The sequence below is a fragment of the Gimesia sp. genome (assembly GCF_048260065.1).
Lineage (GTDB): Bacteria > Planctomycetota > Planctomycetia > Planctomycetales > Planctomycetaceae > Gimesia.
This window is the reverse complement of sequence record NZ_JBLXHC010000001.1, coordinates 625,123-648,831: the sequence shown is the minus strand read 5'-3', so window position 1 is coordinate 648,831 and position 23,709 is coordinate 625,123. Positions and strand designations below refer to the sequence as shown.

General features: G+C 45.7%; 16 protein-coding genes. 4 read left to right on the top strand and 12 right to left on the bottom strand.

Features of this window, described 5'->3' with window-relative positions; genetic code table 11:
* Positions 1–103 precede the first annotated feature (103 nt).
* From ACN0YN_RS02285 to ACN0YN_RS02265, 5 genes are all read right to left on the bottom strand, one after another.
* Positions 104–769, bottom strand: a complete 666-nt coding sequence (locus ACN0YN_RS02285; protein WP_417383359.1) for a response regulator transcription factor — start codon at positions 767–769, stop codon at positions 104–106.
* A gap of 189 nt (positions 770–958) precedes the next feature.
* The gene (locus ACN0YN_RS02280) at positions 959–1,444 is read right to left on the bottom strand and encodes a hemerythrin domain-containing protein (protein WP_417383358.1); all 486 of its coding nucleotides are present in this window, start codon (positions 1,442–1,444) and stop codon (positions 959–961) included.
* 552 nt (positions 1,445–1,996) lie between these two features.
* Positions 1,997–2,530: an Hsp20/alpha crystallin family protein gene (locus ACN0YN_RS02275; protein WP_417383357.1), complete on the bottom strand. Its 534-nt coding sequence runs from the start codon at positions 2,528–2,530 to the stop codon at positions 1,997–1,999.
* 167 nt (positions 2,531–2,697) lie between these two features.
* The gene (locus ACN0YN_RS02270; RefSeq protein WP_417383356.1) at positions 2,698–2,949 is read right to left on the bottom strand and encodes a hypothetical protein; all 252 of its coding nucleotides are present in this window, start codon (positions 2,947–2,949) and stop codon (positions 2,698–2,700) included.
* Between the two features lie 276 nt (positions 2,950–3,225).
* A complete protein-coding gene (locus tag ACN0YN_RS02265) occupies positions 3,226–6,531 on the bottom strand; it encodes a DUF4838 domain-containing protein (protein WP_417383355.1) in 3,306 nt (1,101 codons plus the stop codon).
* A gap of 265 nt (positions 6,532–6,796) precedes the next feature.
* Between ACN0YN_RS02265 and ACN0YN_RS02260 the strand changes: the two genes are divergently transcribed.
* Positions 6,797–8,281, top strand: coding sequence for a neutral/alkaline non-lysosomal ceramidase N-terminal domain-containing protein (locus ACN0YN_RS02260; protein WP_417383354.1), 1,485 nt, complete (start codon positions 6,797–6,799; stop codon positions 8,279–8,281).
* 80 nt (positions 8,282–8,361) lie between these two features.
* Here the strand turns inward: ACN0YN_RS02260 and ACN0YN_RS02255 are convergent, their stop codons facing one another.
* The 7 genes from ACN0YN_RS02255 to ACN0YN_RS02225 form a co-directional block, all read right to left on the bottom strand.
* On the bottom strand, positions 8,362–9,807 hold the full coding sequence (locus ACN0YN_RS02255; RefSeq protein ID WP_417383353.1) for a hypothetical protein: 1,446 nt from the start codon (positions 9,805–9,807) through the stop codon (positions 8,362–8,364).
* 67 nt (positions 9,808–9,874) lie between these two features.
* The gene (locus tag ACN0YN_RS02250; protein ID WP_417383352.1) at positions 9,875–10,780 is read right to left on the bottom strand and encodes a YybH family protein; all 906 of its coding nucleotides are present in this window, start codon (positions 10,778–10,780) and stop codon (positions 9,875–9,877) included.
* A 552-nt stretch (positions 10,781–11,332) separates the two neighbouring features.
* Positions 11,333–13,918 (bottom strand): tetratricopeptide repeat protein, encoded by a 2,586-nt coding sequence (locus tag ACN0YN_RS02245; protein ID WP_417383351.1) that lies wholly within the window; start codon positions 13,916–13,918, stop codon positions 11,333–11,335.
* An 89-nt stretch (positions 13,919–14,007) separates the two neighbouring features.
* Positions 14,008–15,660 carry a glycosyltransferase gene (locus ACN0YN_RS02240; RefSeq protein WP_417383350.1) on the bottom strand — a complete coding sequence of 551 codons (1,653 nt, stop codon included), beginning with the start codon at positions 15,658–15,660 and terminating at the stop codon, positions 14,008–14,010.
* 93 nt (positions 15,661–15,753) lie between these two features.
* Positions 15,754–17,247 (bottom strand): glycosyltransferase family 39 protein, encoded by a 1,494-nt coding sequence (locus tag ACN0YN_RS02235; protein WP_417383349.1) that lies wholly within the window; start codon positions 17,245–17,247, stop codon positions 15,754–15,756.
* A gap of 956 nt (positions 17,248–18,203) precedes the next feature.
* A complete protein-coding gene (locus ACN0YN_RS02230) occupies positions 18,204–19,484 on the bottom strand; it encodes a hypothetical protein (protein ID WP_417383348.1) in 1,281 nt (426 codons plus the stop codon).
* A 513-nt stretch (positions 19,485–19,997) separates the two neighbouring features.
* A complete protein-coding gene (locus tag ACN0YN_RS02225) occupies positions 19,998–20,132 on the bottom strand; it encodes a hypothetical protein (protein WP_417383347.1) in 135 nt (44 codons plus the stop codon).
* A gap of 170 nt (positions 20,133–20,302) precedes the next feature.
* Here ACN0YN_RS02225 and rffA point away from each other — a divergent pair, with 170 nt between their 5' ends.
* The 3 genes from rffA (at position 20,303) to ACN0YN_RS02210 (ending at position 23,704) form a co-directional block, all read left to right on the top strand.
* Positions 20,303–21,493 carry a dTDP-4-amino-4,6-dideoxygalactose transaminase gene (rffA, locus tag ACN0YN_RS02220; RefSeq protein WP_417383346.1) on the top strand — a complete coding sequence of 397 codons (1,191 nt, stop codon included), beginning with the start codon at positions 20,303–20,305 and terminating at the stop codon, positions 21,491–21,493.
* Between the two features lie 107 nt (positions 21,494–21,600).
* Positions 21,601–22,566, top strand: a complete 966-nt coding sequence (locus ACN0YN_RS02215; RefSeq protein ID WP_417383345.1) for a glycosyltransferase family 2 protein — start codon at positions 21,601–21,603, stop codon at positions 22,564–22,566.
* Entirely contained in the window at positions 22,559–23,704 is a 1,146-nt protein-coding gene (locus ACN0YN_RS02210) for a Gfo/Idh/MocA family protein (RefSeq protein WP_417383344.1), read from the top strand. The genes ACN0YN_RS02215 and ACN0YN_RS02210 overlap by 8 nt, the downstream gene beginning before the upstream one ends.
* The last annotated feature ends 5 nt before the right edge of the window (positions 23,705–23,709 follow it).

Sequence of the window (23,709 nt, the reverse complement as noted above, 5' to 3'; positions counted from 1 at the left end):
ATAGATACCGGGCATAATTCGAATAGGCCTATCGGGGATTACCCTACCAGATATCTGCCGAATGGAGCGACACAGAGCGATGCTGAGTGCAATACAACAAGCTTCAGTTCTTTTCCAGGACCCATTGAATCGCATGTCGGGTTAGAGCTGTCGCGTTTTCCAGATTCAGCTTGTGCTTGATATTTTCCCGATAGGTTTCCACGGTTTTAGAGCTTAAGTTCAATTTCTGAGCAATTGAACGCGTGGTTTCCCCTTCACCAATCTGTTCAAACACTTCCAGTTCTCGATCGGAGAGACGTTCGATGGGTGAGCAGTCTGAATAATTATCAGAGCCAATCGACCGACAGATCATACGTTCCGTCACAGCCGGGCTCAGAAATACCTTTCCTTTCAGAACCTGGTAAATCGCTTTGATCAACTGCTCTGGTGCCTGCTGTTTGTTTACAAATCCGAGTGCACCGGCACGCAAAGAGCGCTCGGCGAATAACGTTTCATCATGCATTGATACGGTCAGCATTTTAATCTGACTGAACTGGGCTTTAATATCTTTGATCAGTTCCAGACCGCTGCCATCTTTCAGTGAAATATCGACGATGATCAGATCCGGAGGATTCTCCATGATTTTTCGAATCGCATCAACTTTACTGTCGGCTTCCCCGCAGACTTCTAAATCTTCCTGATGTTCAATGAGGCGTGAATATCCTTCCCGGACTATGGGGTGGTCATCGACGATCATCACCTTCGTCTTCTGCTGATTAATCTGGTTCATATACTGATTTCTAAAATCAATTCCAGAACGGTAAAATGAAAACACGAATTAACATTTCGTCAGACCCCGGTATCGAGTCACACTCTACCCAATCTCGTCTTACGTCTTCAGTAAGTATAATTGCCGATTTACCGCTCCGGGAAGATCAGAACCTGTAATTTTCGGATCCCTGCCTGAAAACAAGCTTATTCATTGGGAATGAGATGATTTCTCATACGCTTCCCGAACTCGATCTATTTCGCGTTTCTCATTAGTTCGTAAATCTCCCAGTAGACTTTTGAGTTCCTGTAATGCTTCATTCCAGTTTTGAAACGGAGGCTTTGACTGTTTGAGACGGACACTGAAATCATCGAGCCTGGTGAGAAATTCTTTGTGCCGTTCCTTAAAGTCAGGTACCATGATGCAGAATCCGGGCTCCTCATCCATGAGCGGTTTAAAATAACCCTCTTGCTCTTCATCGTTGAAGTGCTTAGCGAGGAGGTCTCTCAAACCTTCCATCCGGGTTCCCATTTCCCCATATTTAGGCATACCGTGTTCATCCAGTTCGGTCCACCATTGATTCAAATCCCTAATATGAGACAGGATCTCTTCATGTTCGTCGAGCAAATATTGTAAATGCTCGTGTGTTACTTTTACGGAATTTTCAGGATGCGGCATTTGATTTCGTTGTTTCATGGTAGCACCTCCCTTTCTCTCTGAAACAGATTCTCATCATTACTGACTCGATCCCCGTCCTGACACTCACATCAGTATCTTGAGAACGGCCCCTGGATTCTGTCAGTGCAATCGACTTTCAGAACTACGGCCCTGGCTTGCTTAATAACGGCTCATAAGCCTGTTACGAGCCAGTAACTGCGAGAACGTCTTTTTGAGAGCCTTCTGCAGCGGCTGTCAGACCGAAACAGTCCTTTGCTGAGATTTTCTAATTACAATCTCATAACTCTCTACTATTAATTATATGCCGAGTCTCAGACGAGGTCCATAACCTGATTTACAGTAGACTCTGCCTGAAGCTTCGTATTCATTGATACTTTTTTTTCGATCTCAGATTTCCGCCTGCCCGCTTCTGAAACAGAGCCTTGAAACTTAGCGCGTCTTCTGAAAACCCCCACAGCGGGAAACGGCGCAGAGCGGTATTTCATGCATTGCCTGATTAAAAAGGTGTGCCACCATGCATTAATCAGTGGCACACCTAGGATCACTGTTTTGTAGCAGAAACAATCGTCATTATTTTGCGACCGGTTTCACATTAATTTTGTGTGGCTTCACTGACTCACACTTGGGAAGTGAGATTGTCAGCACACCATTTTCACAGCTGGCTTCAACCTGATCTTCCTGTACTTCGCAAGGCAATGTGACCGAACGGGAAAAACGACCGGAACGTCGTTCCATACGATGGAACATTTTTCCTTTTTCTTCGTTTTCTTCCTTGCGTTCTCCTGTAATTCGCAGCAGATTGCCTGAGACTTCTACATCTATTTCTTCCGGTTGAATTCCAGGAACATCCATTCGGACTTCAATGTGGTTGTTTGTCTCCGATAAATCCAGGGTCGCAGCGTAACCTTGTGTCAGCCAGCCGTTTCCGAAATCGTCAGAAAAACGGTTCAGCAGATGATCCATCTCATTCCGAAATGCTAAAAAGGGAGCCCGTCCCATAAAATTACTGAGATCCTGTGAAAATCGTGACAGCGGTCTGGTCTGAACTTCATTCTTACCGGCTGAACCTGATTTCTTTTTTTCTGTTGAGACTGTTGTTGCCATAACTCATTTTCTCCTTAAAAAATGTGATAACAGAAAACAGGCTTGGTCTCTCTACAATAATTCAGACATTGCAGCTGTTATTGATTCAATCTGCAGATCCAGTCTCTCCGATTCTGATGTAACGCCTGTACGTATCTGACTCACCAAGCCTCACTTCACAATACTGCTTAGAAGCATTTGTTCTGAACATGCATTGCCAGAAGCTCTTTCAATCGTGAGATATTTGCTTCTTCCTGAGATTTGATTTCTATCCAGAAACGTCTCAGATCGGCATGCCCTTCCGCATTGGCGATATATTGATCACAACGCCATAAAGCATCCAGTCTCTTACTCAACTCATGAATCATGTCGTGGTCATGATCAGCACATCCTTTTGTTTCGCCAATATGTTCCATCTGCTGTTCGGCTACCATTGTCATCGCTCACTCCTTTCATCTCGAGTTTGTTTTACAGTGAAAACAATCAACACTCATTGATGAAAATATAATTTCTGGAGCAGGAAAGAAATCAGGGAGGATTGTGAATCAGGGATAGGGATTTTCCCTATGGCTGTGGTTAGCGCATTGCAGAATCCACAGCAGGAAACTACTGGTTCTATTTCGAAAGCCCGACCAGTCTCCTGAGATGTCTACCCATGACTGGTTGACCGGCACTATCGATTCGATTTGCTCCTGGTGATATCAGACCGCGAGTGATTATTTTTGATTCAATTCAGACAGCGCCGCTTCAGCCGCCTGACGATGGCCTGCTCCCACAGAGGGATCTTTCAGCAGTTCCCGATAGACGTTGGCAGCCTGATCAACCTGATCAGAGGCGGACAGGATACTCGCCTGCGACAGCATCATTTCGTGACGCCACACTCCTTTCAGGTCTGCTATCTTAACCAGATCCAGGACCTGCATTGCCTCGTCATATTTTTTCTGTCGAATCAGGATTCGTATCGCCCCCTGCACAGAACGAAACTGATCCGCAGACCCGATGCGTCCCGCGTCAAGGTAATTCTGCTGATACGCGTCCAGTGCCGATTTGTCGTCCCGTAGATTCATTTCCCGATTGTTGCCCATCATGACCAGAATACCGGATTTGAGCCGGGAATCCGGGGTTAGCTCCAACGCCTGTTGGAAATCGGCTTCCGCTTTCTGGCCATTTTTTAGTCCATAAAAAGCGCGGGCGCGAGCAGAGGCCCCAGCTCCTGCCTGCCAGAAGGGCCACTGATTCAAGTCTTCCTTTCCAAATTGATCGATGACTGTCTGAAAATCTCTCTGGCTTAACAGATTCTCCATCCGGACTGTTTTTGCAATCGATTCCACCGGAATCTGATCTGCCAGTTGATTGGCACGATCATAGTTCTTCAGCGCACGCGCACAACCTGCGGCATTCTCAAGTGCAGTCGACTTCTGAATTTCAGTAATCTTCTTTATTTCACTCAATGCCACAAATGCCTCTTCTGCAGCAGCATATTTTCGTTTCCTGAGTAGCTGATTCGCTGCCCGATCGGCAATCAGATAATCGGTCACACTCTCATCTGCAGGAAACTGATGTGATAAGCCGCGGTAGAAATGGGCAAATTTCATCGGTTCGTGGAAACCAGCTGTTCCTGTAGGAGCAAAAGCAGAATATTCAGAACCATTTTCGCGAATCCGCTGGCGACAGACATTGATATACCACGGCAGACTCTGAGTTGGCTTGTGACCAATAACCTGATGCAGTGGATCATTTTCATCCGAAACAACTGGTATTCTGATTTCCGCAGTCCAGTACCCATCGGCGACTTGTGTTGCCACTTCCGCCTGGGAATCCCAGCGGAACCAGTTATTTCTGTCGGCTCCGCGATCCAGGTCAATCATCGCCCCTTTGGGATTCACAACGATCTGATAATAACTGTGTGACTCGGTATTCAGCAGTATTTCTACCGCATCACCGTACCAGATCGCCTGATCTTCTTTTTTCGTCGTCGTGCTATTGGGTGTTTCCCCCAGAGCTTCTTCGCAGCGAATCGCAAAATACAGGTCCCTTCCTAACCAGCAACTCTTGATTGATGTCCCGTAGATGGGTTGTCGGCCTGTCTGCAGTTCGCGCAACTGACCAGTGGAAGCAGTGGGAATATTCTTCCAGAGTTTGTCATCAAGATTACCATCGATCTGGATCTCTCCGCGTGGATCTCCCACCAGTCTCAGTGTCGGAACCGGTCCCCGCTTCTGAGCCAGCTGTTTACTCTTATTTCGCAATCCATTCAGATAGAGATCAACCAGTCGAATACGTTGTCCATAGACAGAGGCTTCGTCAACTTTTGATTTCGCTGATGCAAACAGATTCAGAGCATGTTCAGCTTTATCGCCATCTTTTTCCATTTCCCGCCAGTGGTTTTCACAATATGTAAAGAACTCTCGCATCGCAGGCGCCGCTGGACCGTAAAACAGCCGACAGTATTCATCGAACATTTCCACTGCATTCTGATCTTTACCACCCCAGTACATTCTCGCAGTGAAGTAGATCAGGAAATGGTTATAGCCAATGGCATTTTCACCGAAATCCATCGTCAACCAGATGTCTTCCCCCTGCGACGTCCCTTTGGTGGCGTTGATACTGTCCCCTAACACTTGAGGAATATAAGCAGGCAGATAGAAACCGCGTCCGGTAAAGGGATAGTTTTCAAAGATAATCACAGGTAGATCCGTCTTCTTCGCCCAATCCTGACGCAACTGCGCCAGTTCCTCGCGCGATTCGCTGGTGGGCCTGCGTCCGCCAACAATGATTACCTGCAGATTGGGTTCCAGCTTGTCAATATGAAGCGGCGGCTGGGTGTAAGTCCCATATGCGCAATTGGAAATCCGTTTGTCCGGATGAGTTTTGCGAACCTCTTTCGCGACACGATTCACAAAATCCCAGACATAGTCTGAAAAAGCACCGCGGTAACCCCGCTCAGGAGTATCTTTACCTTTACAGTCTTCACACTGGCAGATCGCTGTATATCCGTCGGGAGGCATAACCGAGACTTCATCCATTTTGAAGTGATCAAACTGGGCACGCACGTATCGCACTGTCTCCTGAAACAGTTCTTCATTCGAGTAACATAACTGATTCAGTCGTTTCCCCGGCTGGGTGTCACGTTTATCACCATACAATGCAAACCAGTTCGGATGATTTTTCAGCGTGTAATCGTTATGCGTCATATGATCGAGCCCGTGCGCTGCCTGTCTACCGTACGGTTCTCGAATTCCCAGCCGCATCCCCCACATCGCCGCATCGCGACCGTAGACAGCAAACCGGAAATTCAACGTGCGCAAAGGAAAATCAGGTTCGACTATCTGATCAATCTCGGGCAGTTTAATCGTCTTGAGCTCCGGAACAATCTCGCCTAAGTCTCCGGGGAGATACCAACGCACACCCAGACTTCTCAGGTATCCGCACACAGCGTTAAATGAGCCTCGTTCATCGAATCCCCAGACGTTGACGTTTCCGTTTTTATCGTCCTTCTGCTCTCCGGGAGTGCCGAACAGACTGGTGGCCCCCGTGTAATGCTTGCGCAGTTGAGAATGTGGATACCCCCAGTGCTCACCTGTAATTTCATCCCAGGCAGCCTGCATTTTGCCGCTGGCGATATCATTATTACTACGTGGCCAGGGTTCAATGGGAACAAAATCAGTGTCATCGCCAATCAAAGCGAGCCAGTTTTTTCCGGAAACGATCCGATAGGCACCATATTTTAACCCCTCTGCAGTGATCCCCAGTTTTTGTGTATGAGGACTGCTGCCGATATAAATTTTAACTGGATAATCTGCGGTTGGTTCATCAACGATTTTTAATTTCGCACCCGATATTTTTTCCAGATAGGTTTGCATCTCCTGTGCTGCCAGACGTGTCGTGCGGGATGGTTGTGCGGAAATCACAATCTCTGCCCGAGGTTGACCGTTCTCGATCAGAAATCGTTCAGAGGCCACTAACGGAGTCGGAAGGAACAGCAGGAAAGAAAGAACAGAAAACAGGCCGTTTTTGAACATGGTAATTCCTATCTGTCTTATTGGAAGGTTATATCTTTGCCTCTCATTTTGCAGTTCTGCCTGATAAAACTCAAGTATTTTGTTTCGACAGTCAGGCTCCCTCATACAGCATGCAGCAAATCCGCCTGAATCTGGCATGCTGGTGCGCGATTGTTTACAATAATTATTATAACTCATTACCACCTGCCTGCCTGATTAAATCAGCCAACCTGAGACAGACTGAAACACGCTCTTCAGCATCACACGTTTCTATGAAAGACACGCCATGACCAGTCATAGCTTAAAACAATTTTCATACGTTGCTCTGACAGCCGTATTCTGGTTCATTTCCGCTGCTACCGGTTCTGCTGCCGAAAAACAGACCGTTTTTAAAGCCGGAGCCGCAACCAGTAATATCACGCCCCCTCTGGGCCAACCGATTGTGGGTGGCTGGAATCCAATCCCGGCGACTCAGGTTCATGACGAACTGCATGCAAGGAGCATCGTACTGGATGACGGTCAGACCCGACTGGCCATCGTTTTATGCGATAATGTCGGCATTCCGGAATCGGTATTTGATCTGGCCAAGGAACAGGCACACAAAGCGACCGGCATTCCCAAATCTCACATACTGCTGGCTTCCACGCACACTCACTCCGCTACCACAGCACGAGGGCCTTCCAAGGTCATACGTGAGACAGAATTCACAGAATACCAGAAATTTCTCGCAAACCGGATCTCCGACAGCATTCGTCGGGCTTTATTTCAACTGGAACCGGCCCGAATTGGCTGGGGAAAGATTGATGAACCCTCCGAAGTCCACAATCGCCGCTGGTTTGTCAATGAGACGAGTCTTCTGACCAATCCGTTTGGAGGCATCGATCGGGTACGCATGAATCCACCGCGGGGTCACAAAGCACTGGACCGCCCTGCAGGCCCGACCGATCCGGAGATCAGCTTTATCTCAATCCAAAGCCTGGAACAGCGTCCCATTGCTTTACTCGCTAATTATTCATTGCATTACGTGGGGGGAGTTCGTTCCGGGGAAATTTCAGCTGACTACTTTGGATATTTTGCACGGATCATTACCCAAAAGCTGAATGCGGAAAATCAGCATCCGCCGTTTGTCGGGATATTATCCAATGGAACCAGTGGTGATGTCAACAATATCAACTTTACCCAGAAAAATGGCCGTCGCTACAAACAGTATGAAAAGATGCAGGAAGTCGCGGAAAAAGTAGCAAGTCGGGTTCAGGAAGCGCATCAAAAGATCAAATTTCATGACTGGGTGCCCCTTGGCGCAGCGACTGCCAGCCTGCCTTTAAAACTCAGAAAACCGACTCCGGAAATGCAGGAACATTTTGCCAAAGTGATGTCCGCTCCCAGGGACAAATCGCGCAAACGTCGATCACGGGAAGAAATTTATGCGGAACGAATTGCCGGTCTGAAAGGTGCTCCCGATGAAATCAAAATCCCGATCCAGGCGATTTGCATTGGCGATCTTGGCATCGCTGCTATTCCTTTCGAGACCTTCACTGAAACCGGCCTGGAACTCAAAGAGCGCAGCCCCTTCGCAGAAACCTTTACCATTGAACTGGCCAATGGCTCCTTCGGGTATTTACCAACTCCGGAACAACATCGCTGGGGTGGTTATGAATCCTGGCTGGGAACCAATTATTTCGAAACAGATGCATCCACAATTATTGTCTCGACTCTACTGGATCTGTTTCAATCACTGAAAAACAAACAGCTGTCCACGCAGTCAAAGTAATGGAGTATCAAAAAAAACGGATGATCTGAAATCACCCAGATCATCCGTTTCTCTTATTTGCGACTGCCGATTAAATTCGATCAGTTGGATTGATTACCATTGCCCTCGGGCTCCGGCAGACGTACCAGCATCCAGGTCTGCGTCTTTTCGGCATTAAAGTGCACGAGCACATCGGTCTGATCTTTCGTCAGATTGTAGATCCCCGTTTCCATCACCAGATTGGGATTTGAGCCATCGGAGAAATGCCAGGACGCCCGCTGGTTTTCTTTCTCAACCATACCTTCCACAGGGTGCGAGACCTGCGTGATATCGTTATAGAAGGTGCCGGCAATGACTCCATCCTTGCTTACTGCCAACTGTAAAACCATATTGGTTTCTTCCGAATCTGCATTGGTGATGGCATAGACTCCCAGAGGCATCCAGTCAGTCTGGTCATCTGAAGCCGCATTTTCCGGAACCGAATCTGCGAGAGTTACGGCTTGCTGATAATACTCATCTGCCGTCGCGACTGGCTGATCACCATAATAGACTGAGTTATCCTGGTAATAAATATTCTGTCCATAATCATAATATGAGGGAGTGCTCCACCAGCCTGCAAACCAGCCTGTTAAAGCAACTGCAGTGACAGGTCGCCACCAGTAACCTACAGGATATCGCCCCCAGCCATGCTGAAAACGCCAGGCTGGACTGTTCCAACCGGGACGAGTTGCCCACCATGAACGGTTAAACGCATTCACATGGCGTCCATTCCAGTTATTCCTGACGTTATTCCCAACACGAACATTGTTCCTGTTGATCTCGTTGATCGAGATATTATTTTTACCAGGTCCTCGGTTATTTCCGATGTTGATGTTATTCCGATCGCCACTACCGGGTCGATTGACGATATCAGGGCGATTTCCATTTCCCGGCCGATTACCGATCCCAGGGCGGTTACCATCGCCGGGGCGATTACCGTTTCCAGGACGGTTACCAATTACTGGTGGTTTACCACTGCCAGGTCGGTTCACAATATTAGAACCATTTCCGATTTCCGGACGATTGCCGCTTCCGGGTCGATTTCCTGAACCACTATTCCCAGGCAAATGGAGAAATTCCTGCAGTTGTCCCTGACTGGGACGACTCCCAAAATCGGGTCGATTACCGTTGCCAGGTCGGTTATTCAGATTCGGGCGATTTCCTCCACCAGGATTATTTCCGATGTTGGGTCGGTTATTACCGCCGGGACGATTGCTGAGATTCGGACGCTTTCCACCGGAGGGACGATTATTGAGATTTGGTCGGTTCCCCCCACTGGGTCGGCTGGCTGGTCTCGAAACAGAGGGCCTGCTCATCGAAGGGCTGCGGCCACCTCCGCCAAAATTGTGACCGCCTCCGCCGCCACTAAAACTGCGACCTCCGCCTCCACCGCCACCAAAACTACGACCGCCTCCACCACCGCCGCGTCCGCCGCGGGCATACAGGTCTTCGGATATGAGAGAGAGGGAAAGCATTCCCACAAGTATTGCAATACAGGGAGTTTTCATAATTGTCTCACCTTTGAAAAACATAAAATATTGATCGCTTTAACGGATGCTGTCGTACTCTGTTACTTTATTGTTGACGCACCACAGTAATTTCATCGATTCCGGGAAGCAGGATTCCATCGACTTCACGTCCGAGGGAACGAAACTTAAACGTATCGTCGTCTACTTTTGTCATGATATTGATTCCCGAGGCTTTTTCGCCGTTGGCCAGAACCTGCAGTGTGCGAATCGTCCACTGATTTTCCTTCTGTGACCACATGCCGACCCCGAAACCACCTTCTGAATCAAATAACCAGGAACGAATCGTCTGTTTATCAGGATCCCAGCCAATAATCTGGGTTCCTTCCATCTCCACCCGATCTTCAATATGCACTTTGAATGAACGTGTGATGAAATTTTTGTTTTTCGTCCAGCGACAGATGGTTTCTACTGTCGCATCATCACCGGCATCAACCCAGGTTCCAATCATCCATTCCAATGGCTTGAGCTGTTCATAATGTGATTGTGGTACGATCACTTCCGTTTCTTTGACGCTGTCCAGTTTCCACCCTGCAGGTGTTTTTACATGGACCGCCGCATATTCAGTAACATCCGGCTCCTTGTCAGGTGACATCACCCTGGCAACCCCTTCCTCAATGGCAACACCAGGAGAAATAAACTGAATTCCCACACTATCCAGCTCGATCTTCACATTTGGAGTCGTTTTGAAATACTCAGTAAAGCTTTTTACCAAGGCATCTTGTCCGGTTAAGGTTTCGCCTCCCGGAGTCACAAATTCTCCCGTCGGAGTCCAGTGTGCAGCGACGGCTTTCGCGTCGCCTTTGTCAAATGCGGTTTTGTAAGAATCAATCGCTGCACGAATCGCAGTCTCGTCTGCGGAAGGAGCTGCCGTACCGGAATCAGTATCTGCAGCAGAAGCTGACACACCTCCCCAGAACAAACATAACATCAGCAATTTCAAATGACGCATCATCGTATCTCCATATTCAGTAGTTTTCTTATAGAAATCCGCGGTATGTCCCCCGGAACTCATTTCCAGACCATTCTAAATCTTGCCACACCTATCGATAGCGTTTCTCGTACTTTTAAGTCAGCATTAATACCCCAGAAGTAGTTTTAAATAAACCAGAAACTGACCCTTTACCTGCACCTTAGTTTGTCAGTTGACGCACGCCACTTCCCGCAATGATGCCAGTCAGGCTGTATTGATACGGTTATAGAGACAGTAGAGAGAACTCATGCATTGAGAGAAGAAGATTTTGAACCCGATTGCTTCAGTTTCGCATAATTGAAACAGTTTCGCCAGAATCCATTTCCTGCAAAGACCGGGTTTTATCAAAATATCAAACTGGGCATTTCACGCAACGCATCACAGGAATTTCATGTTTCAGACTACGGGTCGTTGCAGAATCGGCTCACGGGTTATCCCCCCTGGAGTCCTCAGGCGACAGGAATTCCAGACAACATTTCCAGTTCATTTCCAAGTGAATATGAACGACCGGGATATCATTACGAGTCAGCAAGACTAAAAATGGGGAGTGATTTTGAGCTGCTCGATTTTAGCGAGACTGTCCTGAATCTCCTGATCATCCGGAAACTCCTGCTGCAGGATGAGATAGTTCTCTTCCGCCTGGGTGAGCAGATTATAGAACAACTGATATTTCGCGAGTTGCTTTCTGATTTCAGTCTGGTCCGGGTCCAAAGCATGTGCCCGCTCCAGCAGTCTGAGCGCTTTTCCGGGAACCCCTTCTGCTTCATAGAGCGCTGCCAGTTTCAGGATGGAATCTCGCTTTGCCGAATCCAGTTTTTGATTTTCAAATTCCTGTGATCTGCTCTGTCCGGTGAAGAACTCATTAAAGTACTGCTCCTGTTGAATCAAGGTCAGCAGTGTCGCTGCCGCTTCGTTCTCTGAGTCACTAATTTGCTTCAACGCTGCCAGAGCCTGATCAGGTTGACTATTCAGCAAATACAATCGTGCCTGCAAGAGATAAGCAGTATCCCGATCCTGGTCGGTTGCTTCTTGAGAATCGAATACTTTCTGCACAAATTTCATTGCATGTTCATATCGCGCCAGTTTCCAGTAATTCTCAGCGATGCGAAGATTTTTTGCAGGGTCACTTTCCCCGTCTTCTTTTTCTGGATCAGCTAATTGTTTCAACTGTTTCTGCGCATACTCATAACCGCGCTGGATATTGCTTCGATGCAGTTTTGAATTCGGCATCAGTGAAGCTTTTTTAAATTCCACCAATGCTGACTCGTACTGCTTGACTCCCACATAAGACCACCCCAACAGACAGGCAATGCGAACATCCTGAATCTGTTTTTTCTGAAATTTTTCAATCAGTTTGATTGATTCATCATATTTCTGTACAGCCTGTAACTGTTCGAGATACGCGATCTGACAGGATAACTGGTCTGGGTTTTTCTCATATGCCCGCCTTGCAATTTCCATTGATTCGTCTTCTCGCCAGAATTGATGACGGACTGTGCCCTCATAGTTTGGCTGAACTTCTATCACCATGATTCCCTGTTGTGAATAGACGGGTGTCAGCCGGTAAACCGGATCAGAATCGAGAAGATACCATTTAAACGCGCCGACATAGTTTCGATTATAACACACCAGATATTTAGCTGAGAATGATTGAATCTGCTGATGTAGCTGTTCAATATCTAACTTCTCCAGATAAGTTGTTTGCTGGAAGCGATGCGAGCTGATTGCGGTATCCGTTCGTCTGGTCATTACCCGGTCCGTAGGTTCCGAATTTTTTTCAATCCATTTACCGGCAGCCACGAAATTACAGAAATTAAACCCGGGATATTCAGTTTCATAGAACGATTCCCCCATCGAGATCATCTTCTGATTCGCATAAACCAGCCTGTAATCTGTGCCAACCTGCGTGATTCCCAATAAGACACATCCCAGAATCAACCCGCCGGCCAGCACACGTTTCCCCAGCACGGCAAACGGCTTTGCGTTCGCTCCCAATGCCACCATACCTGAAGGTAAAAATGCCAGGAGCACAGGTAGAAGAGGCAGAGTAAACCGCAACTGTAACCAAGGCCAGACCGCAAGAATCATAAATGTAAACAAGAGATAATAAAAACTGACAGCCCCTCCTCTATCCCATTTCTTGAGCATACCATAAACGGCGATGGAAATGAGAATCAGGCTTGCCAGCAGATAAATTATCTGATGCCCTGGAAGTACGAAATTATCATTCAATACCACTCGTTCATATTCAGGATATTCTCCCGGCATTCCGGGGAAGAATTTCTGACACAGTCCTTCAAAGTGACTTAATATCCGATTGACCATGCTCACCAGCATTCCCAGGACACCAATCTTTTTGAATTCATTCACCAAGACGGATGAATAACTCACTGATTGATATGCGCTGTTCCGTAACATCCATCCGCCAGTTACTGCCACGGAACAGAAGACACTGATCAGATAAGGCCAGCGTTTACGGCTGGTGATGGCCCACACCCCCAACGCCATTACCAGACTGATTCCAATAGTTCTCAGTAACGGAAGAAACATCAGCAGACATGTGAGCAGAAACAACTGTCGCTTCGAGATTGTTTCAGAATCACGTGCAATCAGAAATAAAACAGCCAGAGTGCAGGCTGTGAATGGAACTTCAGACATCATCAATGTGGAATAAAGCAATATATACGGATTTGTGGCAAACATCAGTGTCAGCAGAAGTTGAGGCCAACGAATCCGCTTGGCTTGTTCGAGAGTTAAATCCGAATTTGAGTTTTCCAATCGGCACATCAATCCATAAAACAGGATCAGCATGCAGACAGCAGTCACTAAAACGATCACTTTTGCCATAATGACGTCATAGGGCGCAATCAAAGCAGCAGGAATCAACAGGAGTGACATACCTGGTGGACGTAAAGTAAAGTAAGGTTCTCCGGGAGAATACATTTGCCGATATTCGAAATCATTTATCAGTCCCCGAGCCATAATCACATAGTCTGCGCTATCGGGATTATACATTAAGAGCTCAGTTAACCGGGCACTGCAAAGCACGGCAAACACGATTACGATCACCGTAATCAGCTTATGTGATGAAATCTGTTTTAAAAAACGCTCCCACTTCATGTTTCAACCATTACAGACAGAGGTTAGATTTAGAATTTCTGATTTGAGATCAATCAGTTTCTGTATTCCCGATTTGAATATTTGGGTTTTCATTTAAACTTATACGATGGATTTTCCGGCTCCGCTGTTTCAACAGATTCGCCATGCCCTGCATGTGACAGTTCATGAATTCGAATCGCATTTCGCAGAACATCTTTCACCCCTGGACGAGGTCGGCATTCTACCAGCAGTTGAAATGCAAAAAGTGAAGGCCAGATTTTGGCACACCAATTTGCTATCCAGCCCAGACATTTCCCGGTTCGCCCTGGCATCACAGCTGCAAATGGCACTCCCACTCCGCGAACACGTTCAATCTCATATCCACAATCATTTAACATCTGCAATAAAGATTTGCGTGTAAATAGTCGTTTATGCGTGATGTCAAGTATTCCTCTTTCTGCGTAATTAAAACGCCCGAGCAAGAGGTTGATTCGCACAGCAGCGAATGCGACATTGGGAGTGGAAATGATAAAGACCGGCAAAGACGGTTCTGTTTCTTCAATTTCCAGTTGTTCAGAATCAAACTGCGACCCCAGTTGTAAGGAGACGCTTCCAGAATCCTGATCACCAGCAACTTCAGAGAATTGATCATGGGCTTGATTTCGAATTCCCAGCATAAATTCTTCAGGATCTGCTAAATGTTCGATTACGTCCATCAACAGCACTGTATCGTAATTACAAATTGAAACGGGCAATTCGTCCTGTTCCAGGTTCGCGACATAAAAATCAGACATCGAACCGGGAAGTGGTTCTGCACGATCGATCCCAGTCACCCGCATGCCTGCCTGTTCACAGCGGGCGGCAATGTGTCCGGGACCACAACCGATATCCAGAATCTGTTTTGCCTGTCTTTCTTCCAGGATCTGCAACGCCAGCGCATGCGAGGAATAGTCAGCCTGGGTCTTATCGCGATATCTGCCTGTTGAAAGATTTCGCAATTTTAAGGAGCATAGCATACCAAGCTGGTGCATTTTATATTGCAGAGTTGCGGTAAATACATTCCATGCATATTTGAACCCGGAGACACGACAGACTTCGTCACCATAAAATGTTGGAATATTGATTTCCACCACATTAGCATTGACGTGTGCCGCCTGTAGCAGGATCTCTGTGTCAAAATGAAAATCATTTGTATTGATTTCGAATGGAACACTGGCCAGGAATTTTGTCGAGTAACCGCGATATCCGGTATGGTATTCACTTAATTTCCAGCCGGTCATTCGGTTTTGAAACGTTGTCAAAATCCGGTTTCCGAGAAGTTTATAGTATGGCATGCCACCTTTTCGGGCGCTTTGAATCGAATGCATGCGCGATCCCAGAATGACATCCGGTTCGTTTTCGTTCCAGACACGTGCAAACTCGGGTAATAATTCGGGAGAGTATTGACCGTCACCATGCAGCAGGATCAAACAACTGTAACCATTATCGACAGCAACGCGAAAACCGATTTTCTGATTTCCTCCATATCCCTGATTTGCTCGATTTTTCAAGATCGTCACGTTGTGGATTTCATGCGCTTCCAGCCATTCCTTCAGTACAACCGGACCATTATCTGATGACGCATCATCACTTACCAGGAAATGAAAATCAGGACGATTGAATAATTCAAAAGGAATTCGCTCAAATAAATCGTACAAATGCTGTTCTGCTTCATAAGCAACAACATACACCAGAAATTTGTGCGAAGCTTGAAGTTGTGACATGGCCTTTTGATTAAACCTGTAGCAAAACAATGAACATTAAAGAATTCCAGCAAAACTGTATGATCTATCTGCTGAATGGATAGTTGCCTTAATTCAAGGAGTCTGAAACTGAACCTGCAAAATCTGATTATCAAGAAAACTGGCGCGTTTGATTATTTTCCCGGGTGGAAACCGTTTGAATACATTTGAGGTCTGGGCGTCGCTCGTTTCGAATCCCAGATATACGAGCCACAGCGGTTCTGTGGAATCCGGACCAAAAACGTCTTTGAAGTTCTCCCAATCTGTTTCAATGTTGTATAAATAAAAATGAAACTTCGGTATTGTGACCACTCGGTACCCCCCCATTTCATATTCCGTGTAACCATTGGCCAGTGGTTTCCCATGTACGACAGTACGACCAACCAGATAGTATTCGAGAACATTCCTGGTGCTGTCATCAGTGAGAATCGTTGCACCGGCAGGGATAGTCTTTTCAATTACCGTTACTACTTCGCGTGCCATTTGAGGAGTCTGAGTGGTTTTGAGATTCCAGACATTCGGATAGGCAAAAGAATCAATCCATAACAGTATGAGCACGACAGCGATACCATTCTTGATCAATCCGGGACGCTTGAGTAATGGCCATGTTCCTGCAGCCACGGCTAATCCTGCAAATGGGACCAGCCACATCGAATGTCGTGTGTGTCCAACCGGATAGATACGCAAATGGAACAGAAGCATTGCCACCATGAATGGAATGAGAACCAGCATTCCTCGCTCAAAGGCGACCCACTTTGAACGATTCTCCTGTACTCCTTTCTTGAACAAAATATAAATACCCGTGATGAGTAGACCGATTATGAATATCCGTAAGGGGCCTGACAGGTATTGGATATATTCCATAGCCCTCATCATCGCCAGATATACCGGATGTGTTGTGTTTGGATCATAGGCACTGTCAGACAACCAGAACTCCCAGAGGTCATTCCGGGATGTACTATTTAAAAAAAGACGAACGTGCCCAAGATATAATGTCAGACAGACACCAAGTAATACGAATTGTGAGATCACCCAGCCGATAATCATCTGTTTTGTGAAAGTACCTGAGACGACACGTAATAATCCCAGTAATCCCAGAGCCAGTATTAGCCAGGCAGTGCTGTAGTGCGTCAGCATCGCCAAGACCAGACAACAGCAGTTTCCGGCTAAAGCCCACAATGAACGCGTTTGATAAAATCGTTCCTGTAAGTACAAAGCGGCAAAGATGAAAGTCAGCAACAGCATATAGCCACGCATTAAGGCACCCAGGTGGATCATCGGTGTGGAAAACGTCAGAAAGGCAAGCCCGATCAGAGCCGGTCGTTCTCCCAGTATTTCCCTGAACCATAAAAAACTGAAAACCAGAGCAGGAACGCTGAACAGTAAAGATGGCAGCCTGAGCATCACTTCTGAATCGCCTAAGGCAATCCAATAATGATAAAAGAGAAATACCAATGGAGGATGCGTGTAAGTCCGACTGGCAACCCATGCATCGTACAACGATGTTTCACGGGCTGCCTGGAAATGCATCGATTCATCAAAGTCCAGAAAAAATGCATCTAACAGCATGAACCTGAAGACGAGACCTGCCACTATTATGACAGTAACCAGTAACCAGACTGTCCACGAAGATTTGCTTTTGCTTTCAATGTAACTCGGCGGTTGTTCCGTTACATTTTTTTTGCTCGTATCAGTAGCGGTCATATTTTCATCTACAGCGATGCTCATTTAACTGCATGACCTTCTTAGTAGCACTTTAGTTTGACTCTTCTGAATGTATCTTAAATTTCAGTTTGACAGATTCCCGCAAACTTAAATTCAACTGATTTAAAAGCAGGTCGATACTGACAGGTATTTCAGAATCGTATTTTTTGGATACGAGCTTTCTGGAGGGAGCACTTTCTGGAACTGTCTCGCTTCCGGATTCATTTGGTACGGCAGTTGGGAGTGCGATCACGCACTGTTCAGTTCCGAAACGACAAAGTCATGCTTCGCATCCCCTAAATTCTGACATAGCGACTCACTTTGTGTAAAGCATTTATTATACCCAACAACACATTTCATGAGATGTTCAGCTATGTCTTTATCCAAAAGGGATTTAACGCGAAGATAATGCTGTACTTGGTAAAAATACTTAACAACCTGATACAAACTATTAAACCAAAATACACATTTGCACACTTTTCGTTTTATCTTTTGATCATGCAGAGACTTAAACGAAATTACTCAATTACTTTTTTAACAACCGCGATCAGCAATGGATGTATTTAATCCCAATACGGAGTCTCCAGTAATCAACTGGTCTCCATTCAATACGACCACCTTGTGGCATTGTCTCATCCGTTACTCGAATCTGAACCTGGTTGACCATTTTTTTCAGACACCAGAAATCGTGAAACAATGTTTATCAGCATTTCATCTGGCTGATAATTTTAGAACAAGCGCCCAGAATTCTGATGAGGTAGCTTAGATGTAGCTTAAGATGTGTCGGTGACAAAAAAGTTTACCGGTTAATCAATCCTGTTTTACTTTTGATTGACTGAGTACGCAGTATCATTCTTACTGCTCTTTTTGGTCTCAGGAAGACTCATTTGATAAACATGAAAATATATTCCCGCATTGATTTTTTCAAAGTCCAGTTTAACGTCGTAATGCTGTTTGAAATACAATTTTAAAAGAGGAATCATTTTCGGGTGAGAAATTAATAACAGCCGGTCAGTTTCATACAGCTCTGTATACGGTGAATGAATGCCATAAGCTTTCATATTCTGCTGAAACAGGGGAGAGCCCTGCCGCCCCGTCAGATACAGACATTTGAACCCGCGATATTCCGACTGATTTTCGAGAGGAAGAAACAACCCAACAGGAAATGTGCAACATGCGAGAAAGACTTTTTCAGGGTGCATATGCTTCAGTTTAATCAAGTCACTTTTGAATCCTGCATTATGAATTAACCTCCTGTCGGCTCGACCAACCTGCTTCCAGACAGAGAATGTTGCCGCGAGAAATAAAAGCAACACTCCCGAACGAACCACCAGGGCTTTGTTGTAGTTCCATTTTTTCATGTTTGAAACAAGTTCAGGAAGATTCAACAGTAGAGAGAAATAAAATGGCAGAACACTTAAAGGAATATAAACTCGGTCGGGTAATTTTTTATAAATGATCAACCCGATCATAATCAGCATACTCCACATCAGCAGCCACTTGATCACAGACCGTTGCCAGACGCCTTTCTTGTTAAGGTATGCAAAGAAGCATGCTGCAACAAAACAGATCACGGTTACAGGGTCAGTGAATGCATCCTTAAAGGCAATCGCGCGAGCCTGCATCACCGGAGGATACTTGCGAAGATTCAATTCTTTTTTTTGACTTGAAAATTTGTGAAGATTTTCTGAACTATACGTAACGGGATCAAGATAGATAAAGTTACGAATCATCAGATAATCAATGAAAGTCCAGCCTGCACTATCAAATGCAGGTTTGGTCTCCTTTTCAAAAGGGACAAGGACATAGTTACTGACGTCGGCAGCAGCGGCATGAAATTCCATGAACTCTCGCCAGTCCTGATCCTGCTGATAGTACTGTGTATCATAAATTTTACAGCCCAGAACGCCAATAACAGCAACTACCCCGGGAAGCAGATATTTTTTAAAATGTATACTTTTGAAAAGATGATAAAGGGTAAACAGTAATACGGGCAGGCTTGCGAAGATCAGTAATTGAAACGAGGGATAACGTATCAGGCTGGCTGCAATCAGGAGTGCGGCTCCTATCCACTTCAGCCAGCGGCAGTGCGGTCCTTTCAAATCCAGAAACAGACTCGATAAAATCACCGCCAGTCCAGCCATCCCTGCCAGAAAGGAAGTCGTTGTGAATTGAGTATGCGTCAGGCAGTAGATTCCCACGACCAGATAAAACAGGACATATCCCAGCACACAGCGATAATCACGGTTCAGCAGCAACAACGCATAAAGCAGAATCCAGTGCGCCAGAAACTGTACCAACAGTAAATACGCACCGTACCAGGGGACCAGCGGTGCAGTCAGATACAGCCGCTTTAGAATCAGTCCAATCAGGACATTGGAATAAATCAAATGCTCGTCAGGCCCGGCGACGTTTCCATACCCTGATACAACCAGTCCCATCGTGGCGTCATCTGGTTGATCATAGACTGGTGTAATCAGCAGAAATGTTAATCCAAATAAACATATTGTAATTCCCAGTGCCCAAATCCCAGCTGACTTGTAACACCAGTTAAACAATTTCATCATTACATTTCTAAATTTTGAGAAGACATGACGACAATTTTGCCATCGATATTATTTGAACGTAATCACATCATTGAGCTCGCTAGCTGCAAAAGATGTACCTGTTTCAAGAATATCCGATGCAGGAATATTACAGACTAATTGTGATTGATCCTGCCATGCATAAGCTTGCTGCTGTTCAGTCATTCGGATTCATTACTCATCAACAACTGCAGAGTCTCAAGACAACCTCTGTCTCTGGCATCATTCTTGCTATTTAAACCTTGTTTCATAGAGATTTCCCTATCCTCTGAAGGATCTATCCATCAGGGCGGTAATGCCAATATTACAGATGTTAACAAACGGATACACTTTGTATGAACTCGTTAATCCCATTCAATAGACCATTTATTGCAGGGAAAGAACTCCATTATATTGCCCAGGCAGTCACTCTCGGCAATATTTCCGGGGATGGGGAGTTTGCACGACGGTGCACGAGTATCATGGAAGAACGTTTTGGAATAAAGAAAATACTGTTGACTCCGTCCTGCACAGCATCTCTGGAACTGTCAGCGATGCTGCTGAACATCGGACCGGGCGATGAAGTCATCATGCCGGCTTACACATTTGTCTCAACAGCGAATGCGTTTGTCAGAGCGGGGGCCAAACCGGTGTTTGTCGACATTCGCCCCGACACGTTGAATCTCGATGCGCGTCTGGTGGAACAGGCCATTACCGAAAAAACAAAAGCCATCGTGCCCGTGCATTATGCAGGCGTCAGTTGCGAAATGGACCTGATCCTCACGCTCGCTGAAAAATATGATCTCAAAGTCATCGAAGACGCGGCTCAGGGAGTCAACGCACAATACAACCAGAAATACCTGGGTTCGCTGGGACAGCTGGGCTGTTACAGTTTTCATGAAACGAAAAATTTTATCTGTGGCGAAGGGGGAGCGCTCTGTCTCAATTCGGAAGAATTGATTGACCGGGCCCATATCATCCGGGACAAAGGAACCAATCGACAGGCCTTCTTCCAGGGACAGGTCGATAAATATACCTGGTGTGATATTGGTTCTTCATTCGTGCTGAGTGAGATCAACTGTGCCTTTCTTTATGCACAACTCGAAATGTTTGATGAAATCAATCAGCGGCGTAAAGAGATTTTTGATTTCTATTACGAGAACCTCCTGGCATTGGAAAACAATCAGCAACTCCGTCTCCCCTGTGTCCCCGAAGACTGTCTCAGCAATCACCATATGTTTTACATCCTGCTCCCGAATAAAACTCTGCGCGATGGCTTACTGAATCACTTGAAGAAACTGCAAATCCACGCAGTCTTTCACTTTGTCCCTTTACACAGCGCTCCAATGGGAAAAACCTGGGATTACAAACACGGTGATCTACCAGTGACCGAACAGGCAGCAGACTGCCTGCTGCGACTCCCCTTCTATTACGAAATTACAACAGAAGAACAACAGCGAGTTGTCGATGAAATACAACAGTTTCTTTTAGAAAATACTGCTGTATCTCAAACAGAGGTTCTCAGAGCAAGAAATGCTCTGCAATAGTTAAATTTTATTAGATAAAACCTGAATAACATAAGCACACACGCCAGTGAGTTAATTTTTCTCAGGCTGATATATTTTTTAATGGAATCTATTACCAGATTGATTCAATGTGTAGTTCAGCATCAAAACAAGTTCCGTATATCAGCGTTGTCACCCCAGTCTATGGAGCCAGTGGCAATCTGGAAGAACTCTACAAGAGACTGATTGACGCATTATCAAAAATCACCGACTCGTTTGAAATTATAATGGTCAATGATTCTAGCCCAGACAACTCATGGGAGATTATCCATAACTTAGCTGAAAAAGACTGTCGCCTTAAAGGGATCAACCTTTCACGTAACTTTGGTCAGCACCATGCGATTACCGCTGGACTTGACTTTGCAAAGAGTGACTGGGTTGTAGTCATGGACTGTGATCTACAGGATCAACCTGAAGAACTTCATAAATTATACAAAAAGGCAATCGAAGGCTATGATGTCGTTGTTGGCTTGCGTCAGGAGAGACAAGATACTTATTTCAAAAAGCTGTGCTCCAAAATATTTTTTCGTACCTTTGCCTATTTCACCAATTCAAAAGTAGATCATCGCATTGGAAATTTTGGTATCTATTCTCAAAAGGTGATTCAGAGTATTACCAGACTCAAAGAACAGAACCGTTCTTTTGGCCTGTTTGCGATCTGGGTCGGTTTCCGCAGAATTGAAATTCCTGTTGAACATGCGAAAAGGCCTTATGGTAAGTCCAGCTACAGTTTCAACCGTATGCTCAGTCTCGCCCTCAGCAGTATTGTTGCTCACTCAAATAAATTATTAGTCATGTTTGTCAACCTTGGTTTTTTGATCGCAAGTATCTCATTCATGGTCGTGATCTGGCTTGTTTTCAGATATCTCATCTGGGGGATCTCCGTAATTGGATGGACAAGTTTAATCGCCTCTATTTATTTAACGACTGGATTAATTATTTCTGTCATTGGCATGCTTGGAGTCTACGTTGGAAAAATTTTCGACGAAGTAAAAAGAAGGCCCCTTTACATTATAGATTCAACTACTTTTGAAATGGGGCCTTACGATGACTGATGTTTTCAAACTGGGATTTATTGGAGGTGGCCTGAATTCCGCAGTTGGCACAACCCATTTCATTGCTTCGCAGATGGATGGTCTCTTTAAAGTGGAAGCTGGATGTTTCAGTCGAGACCCGGAGATCAATCGACAGACAGCAGAACGCTGGGGGATCTCACCAGAAAGAAATTACGCTTCTTTTTCTGACTTACTGGACCAGGAAACTGGTTCCCTGGATGCCATCGTTATATTAACTCCCACACCGGACCACTTTGAACCAGTCACGCAGGCTCTCAAGAAGGGTTATGCAGTTATTTGCGAAAAGTCATTGACCAGTACGATATCCGACGCAATCAACATTCAGGAAGTACAAAAAGCACACAATGGCTTTTTAGCTGTAACTTATAACTACACAGGGTATCCGATGCTGCGGGAGCTCAAGTACCAGATCGACAATAATCAGCTGGGTATGATTCAACAGATTCATATCGAGATGCCACAGGAAGGCTATTCGCGTCTGAATCGAGACGGAAACCCCATGGTTCCGCAGCAATGGCGTCTGCGTGATGATGATTTACCAACACTGTCACTGGATCTGGGTGGACATGTCCATAGTATCATTGATTTTATTTCCGGCGAGAAGCCACAGCAACTGGTCGCTTTTCAGAGCAGCCTGGGATGCTTCAGTCAAGTCGTTGACAATTCCTTATGCATCGCCCGATATTCAAATGATTTGACTTGCAACATCTGGTTCAGCAAATCAGCACTCGGCTACAGAAATGGTTTGCGGATCAGGGTCTTTGGTGAAAAAGGCTCAGCCGAATGGCATCAGATGGAACCGGAATTTCTGATATCCCACGATAACCGTGGTCATAAAATGATTCTGGACCGAGCCAGTGTTGAAGTGGGAGTCTCACATTTACCTAGATACAATCGCTTCAAGTCGGGGCATCCAGCTGGATTCCTGGAAGCATTTGGAAATTTATATTGTGATATTGCTGACAGTCTTCGTGTTTTCAAGAAAACAGGCACACAAAAGACTCGCGAATATGTTTTTGAAACTCAACATGCTCTCGAGGGACTCATTATGTTCAAAGCCATGACACACTCTTCTAAAATCCAGAACTGGGTACCAGTAAAGACCTCTGAGCAATGATAAAC

Coding starts and splice junctions, on each gene's coding strand:
- ACN0YN_RS02285 (WP_417383359.1), bottom strand. CDS start 769: ATGAACCAGATTAATCAGCAGAAGACGAAGGTGATGATCGTCGATGAC.
- ACN0YN_RS02280 (WP_417383358.1), bottom strand. CDS start 1,444: ATGAAACAACGAAATCAAATGCCGCATCCTGAAAATTCCGTAAAAGTA.
- ACN0YN_RS02275 (WP_417383357.1), bottom strand. CDS start 2,530: ATGGCAACAACAGTCTCAACAGAAAAAAAGAAATCAGGTTCAGCCGGT.
- ACN0YN_RS02270 (WP_417383356.1), bottom strand. CDS start 2,949: ATGACAATGGTAGCCGAACAGCAGATGGAACATATTGGCGAAACAAAA.
- ACN0YN_RS02265 (WP_417383355.1), bottom strand. CDS start 6,531: ATGTTCAAAAACGGCCTGTTTTCTGTTCTTTCTTTCCTGCTGTTCCTT.
- ACN0YN_RS02260 (WP_417383354.1), top strand. CDS start 6,797: ATGACCAGTCATAGCTTAAAACAATTTTCATACGTTGCTCTGACAGCC.
- ACN0YN_RS02255 (WP_417383353.1), bottom strand. CDS start 9,807: ATGAAAACTCCCTGTATTGCAATACTTGTGGGAATGCTTTCCCTCTCT.
- ACN0YN_RS02250 (WP_417383352.1), bottom strand. CDS start 10,780: ATGATGCGTCATTTGAAATTGCTGATGTTATGTTTGTTCTGGGGAGGT.
- ACN0YN_RS02245 (WP_417383351.1), bottom strand. CDS start 13,918: ATGAAGTGGGAGCGTTTTTTAAAACAGATTTCATCACATAAGCTGATT.
- ACN0YN_RS02240 (WP_417383350.1), bottom strand. CDS start 15,660: ATGTCACAACTTCAAGCTTCGCACAAATTTCTGGTGTATGTTGTTGCT.
- ACN0YN_RS02235 (WP_417383349.1), bottom strand. CDS start 17,247: ATGCTGTTAGATGCATTTTTTCTGGACTTTGATGAATCGATGCATTTC.
- ACN0YN_RS02225 (WP_417383347.1), bottom strand. CDS start 20,132: ATGACTGAACAGCAGCAAGCTTATGCATGGCAGGATCAATCACAATTA.
- rffA (WP_417383346.1), top strand. CDS start 20,303: ATGAACTCGTTAATCCCATTCAATAGACCATTTATTGCAGGGAAAGAA.
- ACN0YN_RS02215 (WP_417383345.1), top strand. CDS start 21,601: ATGTGTAGTTCAGCATCAAAACAAGTTCCGTATATCAGCGTTGTCACC.
- ACN0YN_RS02210 (WP_417383344.1), top strand. CDS start 22,559: ATGACTGATGTTTTCAAACTGGGATTTATTGGAGGTGGCCTGAATTCC.